This is a genomic window from Neolewinella sp. (assembly GCF_965214665.1).
Classification (GTDB): Bacteria; Bacteroidota; Bacteroidia; order Chitinophagales; family Saprospiraceae; genus Neolewinella.
In genome coordinates this window covers 3,719,041-3,735,036 of sequence record NZ_OZ243970.1, presented here as the reverse complement: position 1 = coordinate 3,735,036, position 15,996 = coordinate 3,719,041, and the positions used below count along the sequence as shown (strand labels likewise).

Below are 15,996 nucleotides of genomic sequence, written 5' to 3'. Positions count from 1 at the left end.
CCCCATTATTATTCCCATTCTGTAGGACCTCTGTGAAGCCCTCTGTAACCTCCGTGGTGAACTACCCACGCAAGGCAGACACCATAGTACTCCCAATATCCGCCGGACTCTTCACCACATGTATCCCACACTCCTCCATAATCTTCATCTTGGCCTCGGCGGTATCCTCGTGGCCACCGACGATGGCACCGGCGTGGCCCATGGTACGGCCCTTGGGGGCGGTCTGACCGGCAATGAAGCCAACGACCGGCTTCGTACCGTGCTCCTTGACGTAGCGGGCGGCATCGGCCTCCATCGTACCACCGATCTCACCGATCATAATGATGCCCTCGGTACCGGGGTCATTCATGAGCAGCTCGACGGCATCTTTCGTGGTAGTGCCGATGATAGGATCGCCCCCAATACCGATGCAGGTGCTCTGTCCCATACCCGCCTTGGTAACCTGGTCGACGGCCTCGTAGGTAAGGGTACCCGAGCGGCTTACGATCCCAATCTTGCCGGGGGTGTGAATGAACCCGGGCATGATACCGCACTTGGCCTGTCCGGGGGTGATCACGCCGGGGCAGTTGGGCCCAATGAGGCGCGTGTCATAGTCGTTGATGAAGGCGCGTACCTTGACCATATCCTGCACGGGGATGCCCTCCGTAATGCAGATGATTACTCCGATTCCAGCCGCAGCGGCCTCCATGATTGCATCGGCGGCAAAGGGTGGGGGTACGAAGATGACCGATACATCCGCACCGGCCTCCTTGACGGCCTCGGCTACGGTATTGAAGACGGGCCGATCGAGGTGGGTCTGTCCGCCCTTGCCGGGGGTAACGCCCCCGACGACATTGGTACCATACTCAATCATCTGCTCGGCGTGGAAGCTTCCCTCCTTGCCCGTGATACCCTGCACAATGACGTTAGAATCCGAAGTAACTAAAACTGACATTTCTTATTATTTATCGACAATGATGAAGACATCCTCGTCATCCTGTTGCATGTAATAATTTTCCCGGGCGAAGCGCTCGCGGTTCTGCTCCATATCTAACTTGGTTGCCTCGGCCTGGGCAGTTAGCTCATCGTAGCGCTCCAGGTCCGCCTCCAATCGGTTTACCGTACGGTGTAGCCGCAGTTGCGTTCCCACGTCGTGCCGGTCCACGAACACCATCAGCAGCACGAAGGCCACCAGCGTGAAGAAGTACCTGTTGCGCAGGTAAGCGGGTACTTTCAGCCAGAGGGTGGTGAGGGGGTTTTGGACTTTGCGGGGGGGCATGGGGGTGAAGGTAGTAGTTGTTGCGTTGTTAGGTGAGTGAGTTGTTGGGTTGCGGTCGTTGGAGGTGTGGGAGGCGTTGCAGGAGCCAGCGTCATCTGGGGGAGGGGCCCTAGATGTAAGCCAGGTGCAAAATCACTTCTCCCCCCTACCGCTTCAGTTTCCGTAGCAGATCCCGCCCCGGAAAATAAGCTGTCTCCCCCAGCTCCTCCTCGATGCGCAGTAGCTGGTTGTACTTCGCGATGCGATCGGAGCGGCTAGCGGAGCCCGTTTTGATCTGTCCCGTATTGAGGGCAACGGCGAGGTCGGCAATGGTAGTGTCCTCGGTTTCTCCGCTGCGGTGGCTCATGACGCTGGTGTAGCCGGCCATCTGGGCCATGCTGACGGCCTCGATGGTTTCGGTGAGCGAGCCGATCTGGTTGACCTTGATGAGGATGCTGTTGGCACTCTTTTCGGTGATGCCGCGGGCCAGGCGGTCGGTGTTGGTGACGAAGAGGTCATCACCCACCAGCTGGGTACGGTTGCCAATGGCGGCATTAAGAGCGCCCCAGCTGTTCCAGTCGTCTTCGTCCAGTCCGTCCTCGATGCTGAAGATAGGGTACTTATCTACCCAGCTCATCCAGTAGTCCACCATGGCACCAGGCTCGATCTTGCGGCCATCCGACTTATGGAAGTGGTACACGCCCTCCTCGGCATCGTAGAATTCGGAGGCGGCGGCGTCCATGGCGATCATGATCTCCTCGCCGGGCTTGTAGCCGGCCGACTCGATGCTCTGGAGCACGATTTCAATGGCCTCCTCATTACTCTTGATGTTCGGGGCGAAGCCGCCCTCGTCACCCACGTTGGTGCTGTAGCCCTTGCTCTTCAGTACCTTCTTGAGGTGGTGGAAGGTTTCTACCCCCATGCGTAGCGACTCCGAGAAAGAATCGGCCCCCAGGGGAATGATCATGAATTCCTGGAAGTCGATGCTATTGTCCGCGTGGCTACCGCCGTTGAGGATATTCATCATCGGCACCGGCATGGTGTGGGCGTTGACGCCACCGATGTAGCGGTAGAGTGGCTGATTAAGCTCCAGCGCGGCGGCCTTCGCGGCGGCTAGGCTCACTCCTAGAATAGCATTAGCACCTAGCTTACTCTTATTCTTAGTGCCATCGAGCTCGATCATCATCTCGTCGATGTAGCGCTGGTCGGTCACATCTACGCCCAGTAGCTCCTCGGCGATCCGTTCCTCTACGTTACTGATGGCGTTGAGCACCCCCTTACCCATATAGACGTCCTTGTCGTCGTCGCGCAGTTCCACGGCCTCGTACTTACCGGTGCTGGCTCCGCTGGGCACGGCGGCGCGGCCTACGATGCCCTCGGCGGTCACGACTTCTACTTCTACGGTGGGGTTACCGCGGCTGTCGAGGATTTGGCGGGCGCGGATGTCTAGGATGCTACTCATAGTCAGGAGGTTAAGGAGTTAAGGACTCAGGGAGTTAGGGGACAAGGGCTAATCCTTAAGCCCCTGCTCCTTGATCAATGCGACAAACTGGTCGAAGAGGTAGGCTGCATCATGGGGCCCGGGACTCGCCTCCGGGTGGTACTGCACACTGAAGGCGGGTTTGCCAATGATGCGGATGCCCTCGATGGTATCGTCATTGAGGTTGCGGTGGGTGATTTCTACTACGTCGAGCTTATCCTGGATGGCCTCGGGGCTGACGCCGAAGCCGTGGTTTTGACTTGTGATCTCGCTCTTGCCGGTGACCAGATTAAAGACCGGGTGATTGATGCCGCGGTGGCCGTTGTGCATCTTGTAGGTAGGGATGCCCACGGCGCGGGCCAGAATCTGGTGGCCGAGGCAGATGCCGAACATGGGCTTATCCTCCGCCAGCATGGCCCGAGCGGTCTCTACGGCGTAATCCATGGCACCGGGGTCACCGGGCCCGTTGCTGATGAACAGTCCATCGGCACCGAACTGATCGATCTCGGACATGGTGGTTCGGGCGGGGAAGACCTTAACGTAGCAGTCACGCTGGACAAAGTTGCGCAGGATGTTCTTCTTCGTGCCCAGGTCAAGTACGGCCACTTTGATGGGCGCGTCGGGGTTGCCTAGGGTGTACGCCTCCTGAGTAGTGACGTGGCTACTCAGTTCTAAGCCCTCCATATCGGGGGCAGCGTCGAGCTGGCGCTTCAGGTCCTCCAGGTCGAAGTTGTCGCTGGAGATGATCGCGTTCATCGCTCCCTTATCGCGGATGTGGCGCACGATGGCGCGGGTATCCACGTCGCAGATGCCCACAACGCCCTCCCGTTCGAAGTAGTCCTGGATGGAGGACTGGGCCTGCTGCCGGCTGAAGGGCACGGTGAAATTCTTACAGATCAGGCCGGCAATCTTGACGCTATCGGACTCAATATCGGTATCCTTGATGCCGTAATTGCCGATGTGGGCGTTGGTGGCTACCAGAATCTGGCCGTAGTAGCTCGGGTCGGTGAAGATCTCCTGGTAGCCCGTCATACCGGTATTGAAGCAGATCTCCCCGATGGTGGTACCGATCTTTCCGGCGGCCCGGCCTTCGTAGGTGGTTCCGTCGGCGAGGAGGAGAATGGCGCGCTGTTCGCTCATAGGTACTACGGGAGTGGTTTGCTCGGCGGCGAAGATAGGGTACATCACTTTGGGCGGGGCCGCAGGTGCAAAGAATGTACGCCAGGCCGGTGAGCAGAAACGTTAACTGGGGGACTAGCGTTCCGTATACAGTTTCCAGCCTCAAACCTCCCATGCAAGAATCCTTCTTCTACGATAGTTGGCAGGACCTGCTGCAGATCGCCATCACCGTACCGATCATTTACCTCTTCGTGATCGTAGCGGTGCGCGTGGTAGGCAAGCGATCGACCTCCCAGATGAACAACTTCGACTGGATCGTGACGGTGGCCATCGGTTCCATCGCCGGGGCCGGTATCATGCGCAAAGGCTCAGCGATCACGGAAACCATCCTGGCGATCTCCCTGCTGCTCTTGCTGCAGTGGCTGCTCACTACCGCCGTACGGACAAACAAGTTCCTACAGCACCTCGTCAAGGCCCGCCCTACCCTGTTAGTCCACGAAGGTAAGTATATCGAGCAGAGCATGCGTCATGAGCGAATTACCCAGGGAGAGGTACTATCCGCCCTTCGCGTCAGCGGCCTGACCAATATCAGTCAGGCCCGGTGGGTCATTCTAGAGCCGGATGCGTCGATGAGCGTGATCCCGATGTCTGACAATACCGCGACCTCCGAGCACCTGGCGGAAGTAGAGATGCCAGGAATATGACGGGTAGTGGGGTGTATTGCCCCTTACAAGTTACTTTGCACCCGCGCCCCCGCCCACTTACCCCACTAATTTATGCTACGATGAAGTACCTGATCCTCCTGCTCGCCGTAGGCCTCTGTACCGCCTGCAACTCCGAACCCCGGGCCGCCGACTCCGGTACGGAGCAGGCCCGGGATACTACGCTGCGTGTTTCTACCCAGCCTTTCGGCCAGACGAAAGAAGGCCCGGTGACGAAATACACCCTCGAAAACGCAAACGGAATGCAGGTCAGCGTGATCAATCAGGGCGGCATCATCACCAACATCGTGGTGCCGGATAAAAATGGCGCTATGGAAGATGTGGTGCTCGGCTTCGATAGCGTGACCAGCTATCTGGGCGACTACCCCTACTTCGGGGCCTTCATCGGTCGCTACGGGAATCGTATCGCGAAAGGAACGTTCGAGCTCGATGATGAGCAGTACACCCTACCCACTAATAATGGCCCCAACAGCCTGCACGGGGGACTGAAGGGCTTCGACAAGAAATACTGGACGGCCACGCCCCTGGAAGAAGCCGACCGGGTGGGGATCAGACTAACCGGCACGAGCCCCGACGGCGAGGAGGGCTACCCCGGTACCCTCACGGTCACGGTACACTACTGGCTCGACAACGATGATGCTCTCACCCTGGAGTACGCGGCCGAGACCGATGAGGCCACCCCAGTTAACCTAACCAACCATACGTACTTCAACTTAGGGGGAGCCGGTAGCGGCGACATACTGGGCCACGAACTGATGATTGCTGCCGACCGGTTCACGCCCGTAGACGAGACGCTTATCCCTACCGGCAAGCTTCAATCAGTGGAGGGTACGCCCTTTGACTTCCGCCAGCCTACCCCGATCGGCGAGCGGATCGAGGCCGACGACGAGCAGATCCGCTTCGGCGGCGGCTACGACCACAACTTCGTGCTGAACCGGAGCGGGGAGGGCCTGCAGCAGATCGCCACCGTGTACGAACCCGAAAGCGGCCGCACCCTGGAGGTGGAGACCACGGAGCCGGGCGTGCAATTCTACAGTGGGAACTTCCTCGACGGTAGCAACATCGGTAAGGGAGGACAACCCTACGAACTGCGTACCGGCTTTTGTCTGGAGACCCAGCACTTCCCCGACTCACCTAACCAGCCGGACTTTCCCTCGACCATCCTGCAGCCGGGAGAGACGTATACGAGTACGACCGTGTACCGCTTTGGGGTGCGGTAGGGGCTACCTAAGCTCAATCTTTTTCGGCTCGGTCGTCGGTCCGTTCACGGTGAGGATACCATCGTCGTCGATGGACATCTCATCCATGAATACGACCCGCTCGTCGCCCGTCGGCTTGGTGCGGCCGTGGTATACGCAGATCATCCTGTCGCTGCCGTCCAGAAACAGGATGCTGTTGTGGCCGGTGCCGGTGACCTCACCGCCGCGGTCGACGTTCTTCTCCAGCACCGGGTTATTGGTAGCCTTGGTGTAGGGGCCAAGGGGTGCATCGGCTGTTGCGTAACCTACCGCGTAGTTGGGCCCGGCGTAGAAGTTGGCTGAATACATCATGTAATAGATACCGTCGTGCTGGAAGGTGAAGGAGCCCTCCGTCCAGCGGCGGTTGACCTCGCCCGAGGTGACGGAGCGGCTTTCCCACTCGGCGTTGGGATCGTCCATTTCCAGGGGCGGGCGGAGGAGTAGGACGGGCTCCCCGATGACCGATTTGAAATCGGCGGCAAGCTCTACGCCGTAGATCCAGCTTTCCTCAATCTCGTCGAATAGCCCCTTTTCCCGCGCCCAATCGGCAACCTCACTCTCTACCGGGTGCTCGTAGCAGGCCCGGGAATAGTAGAGGTAGTACTTACCGTCGTCGTCCAGGTACACGTTGGCGTCGAGGATGGGGTAGCCGGGGGAGAAGATCGGCTCGTCCTGCAAATCGTCGAAGGGGCCGGTGGGGCTATCGGAGACCGCTACGCCGATATGGAAATTCTCGCCCTCGTTGGTGGGGTTGACCTTCCAGTTGGCACTGTAAAAGAGGTAGTATTTGTCGTTAAATTTATAGCACTCAGGGGCCCAAAAGGCGCTCTCGTTCCAGGTGCTGTCGTTGTTGCCGTAATAGATCTGGTTTTCGTAGTTCCAGTTGGTTAGGTTAGTGGAGGAGTAGACCGAGAAGCCGTCCTCAGCCCCGCCGCCGGTGCCGTACAGGTAGTAGGTGCCATCACCGTCGTCCATGATATAGGGGTCACCGAACTTGACGTCGAGGGGGTTCTGGTAGACCAGCGAGTCGTTGGTGGCTGCAGGCGTGGCCGCATCGGTGCTCGGGGGCTGCTCCCTACAGGAGACAGCAACGAAAAGAATCAATAAGGGGAGTGAAAACTTCATGTGCGTGATTATTCGCCGGAGGGGCGTTCAAGTTGCTGGCCAAGAGCTACGGGAGTGCCGAGATCGGGCAGGCCGTCGGCGGTCCAGGTAAAGGGCTGCATGCGAATGCTGCGTTCGTCGCCGCATCCCTGTCCGGATTGGGGGTTGGCGTGGTAGAGAATCCAGTCTTCGGTACCGTCGGGCGATGTGAAGAAGGAATTGTGACCGGGGCCGAAAACGCCGCCGCTGGTATTGCTGGTGAACAGGGGGTTAGCCTCCAGTCGCGACCAGTTAGTGGCGTCCATGGGGTCCTCGCCCAGGGTCAGGAAAAGGGCGCCGATGCTGTAGCCGTCCGTCCAGCAGCCGCCGGCGGAATAGAACATGAACATACGGTCGCCGTGGGCGAGGAACTGGGGCCCTTCGGTGACCTCGGGGTCGGTGCCGTTCTTCTCCCAGGCATCGGTCGGGGTTAATACCCTGACCCGCTGGCCAGATACCTCGGTAGGACTGTCCATCGCGGCCAGGTAGATGTTCTGGCGGATGTTGACGTCCCCCTCCCAGCCCGACCAGGCAAAATAGCGCTGGTCGCCGATCTCGACCGGGCTACCGTCGATGGCCCACTTATCGTCGGGCAGTTTGAGCTCCCCGCGGTCTTCCCACGCTCCGGTGAGGGGATCGTCACTGTCGTTGGAGAGTACCCACATGCGGTGGTTTGCGTTGTCGCCGTCGCTGGCCGCGTAGTAGACGTACCAGGTGCCGTCGATGCGGTGCACCTCCGGGGCCCAGATCTGCTTGGAGTTCATGCCGGTGGCGGGGGGCAGCCAGATTACCTTGGCCGAGGCGGCATTGGTGTTGAGGCCCGACATCTCCGTAGTCTCGATCAGCGTGATATTGCGCCCCGTGGTATAGGTGACGTAGTAGGTGCTATCCTGCTGGAAGACCCAGGGGTCGGGGCCTACGCGGTAGACGGGGTTGGTGAAAGTGCCTACCTCCTCTGCCGGAGGTGACGGGACTACGGTGTCTGTTTTCTCTCTCATCTCCTTACAGCCGAAGACCGATAGACAGAGTAGCAGACCGTACAACAGTAGGGGAGGGAGGGGAGACGGGTAGATCACTGCTGCTAAATTATGCTATTGGGGCCAAAAGCGTCCGTCGGCTTACTCCACGACCATTACACCCGCGGCCCCGCCCACCTGCTGGGCGGCCGTGTCGTAAATTGCCAACGTGAAAGGAACGGAAGCAACCACCTACGACGCCATCGTAGTCGGCACCGGCATCAGCGGCGGCTGGGCAGCTATGGAACTCTGCCGGGCGGGGCTGAAGACGCTCGTGCTGGAGCGCGGCCGTCACGTAGCCCACAACGACTACCCCACCGCCAACCTCGACACCTGGGAGCTGCCCTACAACGACCAGGTGCCGGCGGCGGAGAAGGACGCCCATTACGAAAAATTGCAGCGCAAAGACTACGTGCTACGCCAGGCTTCGAAGCATTTTTTTGTCAGGGACGATGAGTATCCCTACACCGAAAAACGACGCTTTGACTGGGTGCGCGGCTATCAGACCGGTGGCCGCAGCCTGATGTGGGGCCGGCAGTGCTACCGCCTCAGCGATCTGGACTTCACGGCCAATGCGCGCGACGGAATTGCAATCGATTGGCCCATTCGCTACGCCGAGCTGAAGCCCTGGTACGACCATGTATCGCGCTTTGTGGGCATCAGTGGGCAAGCCGAAAACCTCTTCCAACTGCCGGACGGCCCCTACCTGCCCGCCATGCCGCTCAACTGTATCGAGGAGCAGTTCCAGCAGCGGGTGCAGCGTAGCTTTCCGGGGCGTACCGTGACACCTGGACGCGTCGCTCACCTGACGGCCTACGACCCGGAGGTCCACCTCGGCACCCGGGGCAACTGCCAGTACCGGGATCGGTGTATTCGGGGCTGCCCCTACGGCGGCTACTTCGCCAGCAACTCTAGCACCCTGCCGGTAGCCGATGCGACTGGTAACCTGACGCTGGTCAATAACGCTGCCGTGCGGGAGGTGATCTACGACGCCGATGCCGGTAGAGCCACCGGGGTGCGCGTGAAACTTAGCGAGAGCAATGAGGAGGTCGAGTACTACAGCCGGGGCGTCATCTTCCTCAATGCCTCCACCCTCAACACCGCCGCTATCCTACTGGCCAGCACCTCCCCGGCCCAACCCAATGGCCTGGGTAATGACAACGACCAGGTGGGGCGCAACATCATGGACCACCACCACCGTATCGGGGCCTCGGGCTCCTTTGCCGAATACGGCGATAAGATCGATAAGGGCCGCAAGCCGAATGGCTTCTATGTCCCCCGCTTCGTCAACCTCGGCGACCGGGGCAGTAAAAAAGACTACCTGCGGGGCTTCGGCTACCAGGGCGGGGCGAGCCGCGACGGCTGGTGGCGGTTGGTAAGGGAGGCGGAGACTACCCTCGGCGCCGAACTAAAGGAGAGGCTCCTCACGCCGGGGGCCTGGAACATCGGCATGACCGGCTTCGGCGAAACCCTATCCGACCCCAACAACCGCGTCACCCTCAACCGCGACCTGCTGGATAAAGACGGGCTGCCCACCCTCATCATGGACGTAGCCTTCGGGGAAAATGAGCGGGCCATGCGCGACGATATGGATACCTATGCCGCCGAGATGCTCGAAGCTGCCGGAGCCAAGAACGTCAACGTCTACCGCGAGGAGGCCCACCCGGGCTTCAGTATCCACGAGATGGGCTCGGCGCGCATGGGCCGCGATCCCAAAACCAGCGTACTCAATCGGCACAACCAGGTGTGGAACTGCCCGAACCTGTACATCACTGACGGCTCGGCCATGACCAGCGCGGCCTGCGTGAATCCCAGCCTCACTTACATGGCCCTGACGGCGCGGGCCGTGGACCATGCGGTGGGGGAGCTGAACCGGCGTAACTTATAGGGCCCTAAAAATTCCGTACCTTGTCTTATATCAACAGCTCCTTACCATGAACCGACGCACCGCCCTCAAGAACACCGCCCTGGGACTGGGTTCCCTCTCCCTGGGTAAGGCCATCGCCGCCACCGACGCCGCCAGTGGCCCCCTGGCCCAAACCAACCACAGCACCTGCAAGTGGTGCTACGACAGCGTGCCCCTGGAGGAGCTCTGCGAGCGTGGCCAGGACATCGGCCTCAAGAGCGTGGAACTGCTCACCGTGAAGGACTGGCCAACTCTGAAGAAATACGGCATGACGTGCGCCATGGGCACGCTGGATGCCTTCAGCATTGAAAACGGCTGGAACGAACCGGCCAACCACGAAAAGCTGCAGGAAGCTTATACCGTAGCGATCAAAGACGCGGCTGACCACGGTATTCCCAACCTGATCGTGATGAGCGGCAACCGGCGCAACATGAACGACTACGACGGCATGGTGAACTGCGCCATCGGCCTGCGCCCTATGGTCAAGCTAGCCGAGGAAGCCGGCGTAACCCTACAGATGGAGTTGCTCAACAGCAAGGTCAACCACCCGGACTACATGTGCGACCACACCAAGTGGGGCGTGGCCCTGGCCGAGATGATCGGCTCGGACCGCTTCAAGCTACTCTACGACATCTACCACATGCAGATCATGGAGGGCGACGTGATCGCCACCATCCAGAAGTACCACGACTACATCGGTCACTACCACACCGGTGGCGTGCCCGGCCGCCACGAGATCAACGACAGCCAGGAGCTGAACTACCCGGCCATCGTGCGGGCCATTCACGAGACGGGCTTTGAGGGCTTCATCGCCCAGGAGTACCTTCCCACCTACGACGATAAAATTAAGGCCCTGGCCGAAGGACTCCGCATCTGCGAGGTATGACCCGCCGCCGCCCGCCCTACCAGCTGGTGGCTGACGTCGGCAGCGTAGTCCTGATCGTATTCATCCTCGTAGCCTACCGCTTCCTGCCGGGCGGGGTGCCGGGCTGGGCCTTTGCTCTGGCGTGGATCGTCGCTGCCGCGGTGCTCATCGGCGTGCTCACGGAGCTGTACCTGTTCTACCGGGAATACCGGGCGGGGGTCCTCTTCCCCATGCGCAATGCCTCGCTGTTCATCCTGCTACTGAGTGTAGTGGGCCTGCCGGTCTACGTGGCGTATAGTGTTGCGACCGGACAGTACCTCGGGCCCTCTACCCTACTACTCATCCCGGTGCTGCTGGCCTTCGCTACCCGCAACCTGTTTCGCGTGCACCTGGATGCGGTGACCCTGCGCGCCAAGACCGGCTTTCGCTCTCCCGTAGAGGTACCGCTGTTTCAACTCGGGGAGGTGGCCGTCACCGACGACCGTATCACGATTACCTCCTCCGCTGCCCGTCCTATCGTCCTACTCCGGGCCTTCTTCTTCCGGCGGCACTGGCAGGCCCTGGTGCAGAAACTTGAGGAAGTAGCCCAGTAGACCTATTACTAGGAGGGCCACAATGAGAAACCCCCACCAGGGCAGCGTACCGTCGTCGACTTCTATGGGGGGTTGCGCGAAGGCCAGCGGCCCGCCCGCTCCGTGCAGCGACAGGCCGGCCCAGTAGAAGGGGTGAGCGTAGTCAGACTCTAGCAATTCCAGTTGGGCTGCGGTCAGGACGGAGGAACGGGACTCGCCGCCGTTAGCAACCTTGGTGAGTGCCGTGTAGCGTTCGACGGCCGTTTCGTAGTTCGCCGCAGGCCGGGCCGCCGTATTCTGCGCGCCCAGCAAAAGACAGCAGAGTGGCACTCCCCCCGGGAGCAATTCCCAACGAAGTTTCATGGCGAGTGGCGTTTGGTTCGGACCCCCGAATATACCTCCGTTACGGCATCCTTACCCAACTCACGGCGCTTTTCGCATCTTTGCCCGCCGAACCTACGCATCTCCTACCCCCCATGCAAGATCTCCGCTCCCCCATCGAAGCCGCCTGGGACCACCGCGAACTGCTCCAAGAATCCCCTACTCAGCGGGCCATCGATGCGGTCATCGAGGAGCTTGACAAGGGCCGCCTGCGCGTGGCCGAGCCCACCGAGTCCGGTGACTGGCAGGTCAACGACTGGGTCAAGAAGGCCGTGGTGCTTTACTTCCCCATCCGCAAAATGGAAACTATCGAGCTCGGCCCCTTCGAGTTTCACGATAAGATGGCACTCAAGCGCGACTACGCCAGCCAGGGCGTGCGCGTAGTACCCCAGGCCGTAGCCCGCTACGGTGCCTACCTCGAAAGCGGGGTGATCATGATGCCCAGCTACGTCAACATCGGCGCCTGGGTGGGCTCCGGCACGATGGTCGACACCTGGGCCACGGTGGGCAGCTGCGCGCAGGTCGGCCGCAACGTCCACCTCTCGGGCGGCGTAGGCCTCGGCGGCGTACTCGAACCCCTGCAGGCTACCCCCACCATCATTGAAGACGATTGCTTCATCGGCTCCCGCTGCATCGTCGTCGAGGGCGTGCGCGTACGCAAGGAAGCGGTGCTGGGGGCCAACGTCGTACTGACCCAGAGCACCCGTATCATCGACGTCACCGGTTCGGAACCCGTCACCCACCGCGGCGAGGTGCCGGAGCGGTCAGTGGTCATCCCGGGTAGTTACACGAAGTCCTTCCCGGCCGGTGACTACCAGGTGAGCTGTGCCCTCATCATCGGGCAGCGGAAGGCGAGTACGGATAAGAAGACTAGTCTGAATGGGGCGCTGCGGGAGTATGGGGTGGCGGTTTAGATTTACCATTTACTATGTACAAAGTACCATTTACAGTTTGTGGCTCTGCTCCCTTCAGTCGTCGTGTGTTGTAAGCTAAACGGCGGCAGCAGCGGCGAGGTGAATTGCTACTTCCTTCGGCACCTGCGGACCCACCCCCTGTACCACCTATCACACGCTAACGAGCGAAGCGAGCTGCCCCACAAATGGTACATGGTAAATCGTATACCGTAAATTGTAAATCCCCCTTGCACCTCTCCACCCTAAAGCTCACCCAGTTCAAGAACTACGCCAGTCAAGCTCTTGAGCTCTCGCCGCGGCTAAACTGCTTCGTGGGCTTCAACGGCGCGGGAAAGACGAACCTGCTGGAGGCCATCTACTACCTCTGCATGAGTAAAGGTTACGGGACGGGGCAGGACCAGTACAACATCCGCCATGGCGATCAGGTGGCACGGCTGGAGGGGACCTTCGTGCTGGATGATGGCCGCGAAGACCGCATCGTGGTCAAACTGCGCAAACGCCAGCGCAAGGTACTGGAGCGCAACGGTACGCCCTACGAGCGCATCAGCGACCACGTCGGCCGCTACCCGGTGGTGATCGTGACGCCGGATGACATCAACCTCGTACTTGAGGGCAGCGCCACCCGCCGTAAGCTCCTCGACAATAGCCTGAGCCAGACCGACCCCGTCTACCTCAATCACCTCATCACCTACAACCGCCTGCTCGACAACCGCAACGCCCGGCTCAAGGAGCTGGAGGGCCACGGCGACCACACCGGGCTGCTGGAGGTGTACAACCAGCAGATGGCCGAGCCGGCCGCCTACATTCACACCAAGCGAAAGGAATTCATCGGCCCCTTTACGGCGCTGCTGACGGAGGCCTACGCACGTATCAGCGGACAGCGCGAGGAGGTCGGCCTCACCTACCGCAGCCAGCTCAACGAGCTCGACTGGAACACTTTGATCGATGAACGGGCCGAGAAGGACCGCATCCTACAGCGTACTACCGGGGGCATACACCGCGACGAACTGGTATTTACCCAGGACGACCATCCGCTACGGCGGGTGGCAAGTCAGGGGCAGTTGAAATCTTTTGTGCTCTCCCTCAAGCTCGCCCAGTACCGCCTACTGGAGCAGAGTACCAACCGCACGCCCATTCTGCTGCTCGACGATATCTTCGACAAACTGGACCACGAACGGGTGCGGCAGTTGCTGGAACTGGTAATGAGCTCGGCCTTCGGGCAGCTGTTCATCACCGATACCGATCCGGAACGCGTAACTTCCCTGATCCGTCACCACCCGGAGGTCGACTGGCAGCGCTTTCTCGTCGTAGACGGCGTGGCCCGCAACGAAGCCGAGTGGAAACGGTTCCTGGAAGAAGAGTAACCGCCGCCGTCACCGATGTACAAACCCGTCCCGCAAAAGCCCGAGCCCGTCGACCTGAAGGCCGCCTTCCTGCGCCTGCTGCGCAACCAGCACAATGAGCCGGGCTACTTTAAGGTGCGGGTCAGGATGGTGTGGGAGCCCTTCTTTGGTAAGCACGTGGCCGATCACACCCGCGACTTCCTGGTGCGCAACCGCAAGCTGTACGTCTACGTGACCAACGCCCCCTTGCGCAATCAGCTCACGATGGTGCGCGAGGGCATCCGGACGCGGCTGAACGAGGAGTTCGGGGAGGCGTATTTTGAGGAGGTGGTGATTAAGTAGACGCCTGTCGGCTGGTTTGGTTAGACGCTGCGCTGGTTAGACGCTGCGCTGGTTAGACGGTCTAACCAGCGCAGCGTCTAACCAGCGCAGCGTCCACGAAGCGAAGCGATCTAACCAGCCGGAAGGCGTCTAACCAGCGTAGCGTCTATCTCTCACTCCTACCTGAGCGCAGTCATCCACCACCGGACAAATTTCGCACCGCGGCCGGCTCCCCGTACACACATGCTTCCCGAAGGGCACCAGTACGCGGTTGATCTCTACCCAGAGGTCCTTAGGGAGTTTCCCGGCGAGGGCATCGCGCGTTTTATTCGGATTGGCGGTAGCCACGTAGCCCCAGCGGTTGGTGATGCGGTGTACGTGGATGTCGACGGCGATGATGGGGTAGTTGAGGGCCACGCCGAGCGCTAGACTGGCGACCTTGGGACCTACCCCCTTAAAGGCGACGAGCTTGTCGTAGTCCTCCGGGGTCTTGCCGCCGTAGTCGTCCACGATGGTCTGGCTGATGGTCAGGATCTGATCCGCCTTGGCCGGTGCGAAGGTGGCCTCGCTGATGAGGCGGATGAGCTGTTCCCGGTCCAGCTTTACCATTTGCTCCGGGGTGCGGGCAGTAGCGAATAGCCGGCGGCTGACTACGGTGCTGGTCTCATCGTAGGTGCGCACACTGAGTAGACTACTGATGAGCTGCTCGTAGAGTGAGTCGTAGCCCTCGTCGCGCAGGCCAAACATGGCGGCGGGGGCCTTGTCCTTTACGGCTGCGGCGCAGCGGGCCAGGACGGAGTGAATAGGAAAATCGCTCATGCCATGCAAAGCAGCGGATAGGAGCGATTTGTTTTGAAAGGGGATCCTCGATTTATTGAAGCGAAACTTCGAAGACATTTATGGGATCGTCACCCGGTGAATACTGGCCTTCGTAGTAGTCACCGACGATAGTAGCCTCGGTATTTGTTTGATTCACATCGGCGACTAGCGAGTAGTCGATGTCTGGATAGTTATTATAGACATAGTAAGCGGTGAATTTACCCTCCTCGATCGTCCAAGTTCCAGTAGCTACCTCTCCGTCGGCGTACAGGGTAATATTTCCATCACCGAAAACCTCAAGTTTGAAGGCGCTGGTACCGGCATAGGTCCCCTCAAATGTTCCCGCTAGTGGATTATCGATCGTGATCGGCACCACCACCTGCCCCTCGCTGTTGCTTACGATCACGTCGACGTCGTGTGTGCCGACGGGCAGCAGTTTGGTCCAGGTGAGCTGACCCGTGGTGGAGTTGACACTCAGGCCATCAAGGGTGGTTCCTAGCGAAATGGTTCCCTGATCGCCGTTCCAGTCTATGCTGGGCGTGGAGGAACGCCCTGGCGTATAAAACTCCGCATCGATGGTCGTCGAGGAGTAGGAAACAGTTGGGGCGGAGTTGAGGCCGCCGATGAGCTCGTCGACCTGTTCGCAGCTCACCGTAGTAAGGAGCAGTAGCGCAAAAAGTGTGGAAAAGGAAGTGAAGTAACGCATGGTTTGGTTGTTTTTTCCTTCATGCGCGAACCGAAGCGGGCCGTTACACTGCCGGACAAAACTTTTGCGTCGCCGGGTAGTTGAGGGGCGCTCGTTGCCACTAGCAGCGGTAGGAAGGGGGCGGCCCCCCGGGTGCTGGGGTAGCCCGGAGGGGTCGAGCGTCGGGTGGAGAAGCGAGCGAAAATTTCTCTAAAATATGTTTTCTGTCCCAATA

17 protein-coding genes are annotated in these 15,996 nt (G+C 60.0%); 8 read left to right on the top strand and 9 right to left on the bottom strand.

Features of this window, described 5'->3' with window-relative positions; genetic code table 11:
- Positions 1 to 61: 61 nt before the first annotated feature.
- The 4 genes from sucD to carA form a co-directional block, all read right to left on the bottom strand.
- Entirely contained in the window at positions 62 to 934 is an 873-nt protein-coding gene (gene sucD, locus ACOOHD_RS16015) for a succinate--CoA ligase subunit alpha (RefSeq protein ID WP_420458887.1), read from the bottom strand.
- A gap of 6 nt (positions 935 to 940) precedes the next feature.
- Positions 941 to 1,258, bottom strand: coding sequence for a hypothetical protein (locus ACOOHD_RS16010; protein WP_420458886.1), 318 nt, complete (start codon positions 1,256 to 1,258; stop codon positions 941 to 943).
- A gap of 145 nt (positions 1,259 to 1,403) precedes the next feature.
- Entirely contained in the window at positions 1,404 to 2,699 is a 1,296-nt protein-coding gene (gene eno / locus ACOOHD_RS16005) for a phosphopyruvate hydratase (RefSeq protein ID WP_420458885.1), read from the bottom strand.
- A gap of 48 nt (positions 2,700 to 2,747) precedes the next feature.
- Entirely contained in the window at positions 2,748 to 3,857 is a 1,110-nt protein-coding gene (gene carA, locus ACOOHD_RS16000) for a glutamine-hydrolyzing carbamoyl-phosphate synthase small subunit (RefSeq protein WP_420458884.1), read from the bottom strand.
- 152 nt (positions 3,858 to 4,009) lie between these two features.
- Between carA and ACOOHD_RS15995 the strand changes: the two genes are divergently transcribed.
- Positions 4,010 to 4,540 carry a DUF421 domain-containing protein gene (locus ACOOHD_RS15995; protein WP_420458883.1) on the top strand — a complete coding sequence of 177 codons (531 nt, stop codon included), beginning with the start codon at positions 4,010 to 4,012 and terminating at the stop codon, positions 4,538 to 4,540.
- A gap of 80 nt (positions 4,541 to 4,620) precedes the next feature.
- Positions 4,621 to 5,778 (top strand): aldose epimerase family protein, encoded by a 1,158-nt coding sequence (locus tag ACOOHD_RS15990; RefSeq protein ID WP_420458882.1) that lies wholly within the window; start codon positions 4,621 to 4,623, stop codon positions 5,776 to 5,778.
- Positions 5,779 to 5,781: 3 nt separating this feature from the next.
- Here ACOOHD_RS15990 and ACOOHD_RS15985 read toward each other — a convergent pair whose 3' ends face one another.
- Together ACOOHD_RS15985 and ACOOHD_RS15980 are read right to left on the bottom strand one after the other, a co-directional pair.
- A complete protein-coding gene (locus ACOOHD_RS15985) occupies positions 5,782 to 6,921 on the bottom strand; it encodes a glycoside hydrolase family 43 protein (RefSeq protein ID WP_420458881.1) in 1,140 nt (379 codons plus the stop codon).
- An 8-nt stretch (positions 6,922 to 6,929) separates the two neighbouring features.
- Positions 6,930 to 8,015 carry a family 43 glycosylhydrolase gene (locus tag ACOOHD_RS15980; RefSeq protein ID WP_420458880.1) on the bottom strand — a complete coding sequence of 362 codons (1,086 nt, stop codon included), beginning with the start codon at positions 8,013 to 8,015 and terminating at the stop codon, positions 6,930 to 6,932.
- A gap of 100 nt (positions 8,016 to 8,115) precedes the next feature.
- Between ACOOHD_RS15980 and ACOOHD_RS15975 the strand changes: the two genes are divergently transcribed.
- The 3 genes from ACOOHD_RS15975 to ACOOHD_RS15965 are packed head-to-tail and all read left to right on the top strand — an operon-like array spanning position 8,116 to position 11,319.
- Positions 8,116 to 9,843 (top strand): GMC oxidoreductase, encoded by a 1,728-nt coding sequence (locus tag ACOOHD_RS15975; protein ID WP_420461444.1) that lies wholly within the window; start codon positions 8,116 to 8,118, stop codon positions 9,841 to 9,843.
- 46 nt (positions 9,844 to 9,889) lie between these two features.
- A complete protein-coding gene (locus tag ACOOHD_RS15970; RefSeq protein ID WP_420458879.1) occupies positions 9,890 to 10,747 on the top strand; it encodes a hydroxypyruvate isomerase family protein in 858 nt (285 codons plus the stop codon).
- Positions 10,744 to 11,319, top strand: a complete 576-nt coding sequence (locus ACOOHD_RS15965) for a hypothetical protein (RefSeq protein WP_420458878.1) — start codon at positions 10,744 to 10,746, stop codon at positions 11,317 to 11,319. The genes ACOOHD_RS15970 and ACOOHD_RS15965 overlap by 4 nt, the downstream gene beginning before the upstream one ends.
- Here the strand turns inward: ACOOHD_RS15965 and ACOOHD_RS15960 are convergent.
- A complete protein-coding gene (locus tag ACOOHD_RS15960) occupies positions 11,248 to 11,661 on the bottom strand; it encodes a hypothetical protein (RefSeq protein WP_420458877.1) in 414 nt (137 codons plus the stop codon). The two genes, ACOOHD_RS15965 and ACOOHD_RS15960, sit on opposite strands and share 72 nt — an antisense overlap.
- 113 nt (positions 11,662 to 11,774) lie before the next feature.
- Between ACOOHD_RS15960 and ACOOHD_RS15955 the strand changes: the two genes are divergently transcribed.
- The 3 genes from ACOOHD_RS15955 to ACOOHD_RS15945 all read left to right on the top strand — a co-directional run bounded on the left by ACOOHD_RS15955 (position 11,775) and on the right by ACOOHD_RS15945 (position 14,278).
- Positions 11,775 to 12,593: a 2,3,4,5-tetrahydropyridine-2,6-dicarboxylate N-succinyltransferase gene (locus ACOOHD_RS15955; RefSeq protein ID WP_420458876.1), complete on the top strand. Its 819-nt coding sequence runs from the start codon at positions 11,775 to 11,777 to the stop codon at positions 12,591 to 12,593.
- A 227-nt stretch (positions 12,594 to 12,820) separates the two neighbouring features.
- The gene (gene recF / locus ACOOHD_RS15950) at positions 12,821 to 13,957 is read left to right on the top strand and encodes a DNA replication/repair protein RecF (RefSeq protein WP_420458875.1); all 1,137 of its coding nucleotides are present in this window, start codon (positions 12,821 to 12,823) and stop codon (positions 13,955 to 13,957) included.
- 15 nt (positions 13,958 to 13,972) lie between these two features.
- Positions 13,973 to 14,278 carry a DUF721 domain-containing protein gene (locus tag ACOOHD_RS15945; RefSeq protein ID WP_420458874.1) on the top strand — a complete coding sequence of 102 codons (306 nt, stop codon included), beginning with the start codon at positions 13,973 to 13,975 and terminating at the stop codon, positions 14,276 to 14,278.
- A 129-nt stretch (positions 14,279 to 14,407) separates the two neighbouring features.
- Here ACOOHD_RS15945 and ACOOHD_RS15940 read toward each other — a convergent pair whose 3' ends face one another.
- Together ACOOHD_RS15940 and ACOOHD_RS15935 are read right to left on the bottom strand one after the other, a co-directional pair.
- A complete protein-coding gene (locus ACOOHD_RS15940; protein WP_420458873.1) occupies positions 14,408 to 15,076 on the bottom strand; it encodes an endonuclease III domain-containing protein in 669 nt (222 codons plus the stop codon).
- Positions 15,077 to 15,128: 52 nt separating this feature from the next.
- Entirely contained in the window at positions 15,129 to 15,782 is a 654-nt protein-coding gene (locus ACOOHD_RS15935) for a hypothetical protein (protein ID WP_420458872.1), read from the bottom strand.
- Between the last annotated feature and the right edge of the window lie 214 nt (positions 15,783 to 15,996).

Bases quoted from the DNA above. Each gene is read 5' to 3' on its own strand.
- ACOOHD_RS15955 (WP_420458876.1), top strand. From the start codon at position 11,775: ATGCAAGATCTCCGCTCCCCCATCGAAGCCGCCTGGGACCACCGCGAA.
- ACOOHD_RS16010 (WP_420458886.1), bottom strand. From the start codon at position 1,258: ATGCCCCCCCGCAAAGTCCAAAACCCCCTCACCACCCTCTGGCTGAAA.
- ACOOHD_RS15985 (WP_420458881.1), bottom strand. From the start codon at position 6,921: ATGAAGTTTTCACTCCCCTTATTGATTCTTTTCGTTGCTGTCTCCTGT.
- ACOOHD_RS15945 (WP_420458874.1), top strand. From the start codon at position 13,973: ATGTACAAACCCGTCCCGCAAAAGCCCGAGCCCGTCGACCTGAAGGCC.
- ACOOHD_RS15935 (WP_420458872.1), bottom strand. From the start codon at position 15,782: ATGCGTTACTTCACTTCCTTTTCCACACTTTTTGCGCTACTGCTCCTT.
- ACOOHD_RS15970 (WP_420458879.1), top strand. From the start codon at position 9,890: ATGAACCGACGCACCGCCCTCAAGAACACCGCCCTGGGACTGGGTTCC.
- carA (WP_420458884.1), bottom strand. From the start codon at position 3,857: ATGAGCGAACAGCGCGCCATTCTCCTCCTCGCCGACGGAACCACCTAC.
- ACOOHD_RS15965 (WP_420458878.1), top strand. From the start codon at position 10,744: ATGACCCGCCGCCGCCCGCCCTACCAGCTGGTGGCTGACGTCGGCAGC.
- ACOOHD_RS15990 (WP_420458882.1), top strand. From the start codon at position 4,621: ATGAAGTACCTGATCCTCCTGCTCGCCGTAGGCCTCTGTACCGCCTGC.
- ACOOHD_RS15995 (WP_420458883.1), top strand. From the start codon at position 4,010: ATGCAAGAATCCTTCTTCTACGATAGTTGGCAGGACCTGCTGCAGATC.
- ACOOHD_RS15960 (WP_420458877.1), bottom strand. From the start codon at position 11,661: ATGAAACTTCGTTGGGAATTGCTCCCGGGGGGAGTGCCACTCTGCTGT.
- ACOOHD_RS15940 (WP_420458873.1), bottom strand. From the start codon at position 15,076: ATGAGCGATTTTCCTATTCACTCCGTCCTGGCCCGCTGCGCCGCAGCC.
- sucD (WP_420458887.1), bottom strand. From the start codon at position 934: ATGTCAGTTTTAGTTACTTCGGATTCTAACGTCATTGTGCAGGGTATC.
- eno (WP_420458885.1), bottom strand. From the start codon at position 2,699: ATGAGTAGCATCCTAGACATCCGCGCCCGCCAAATCCTCGACAGCCGC.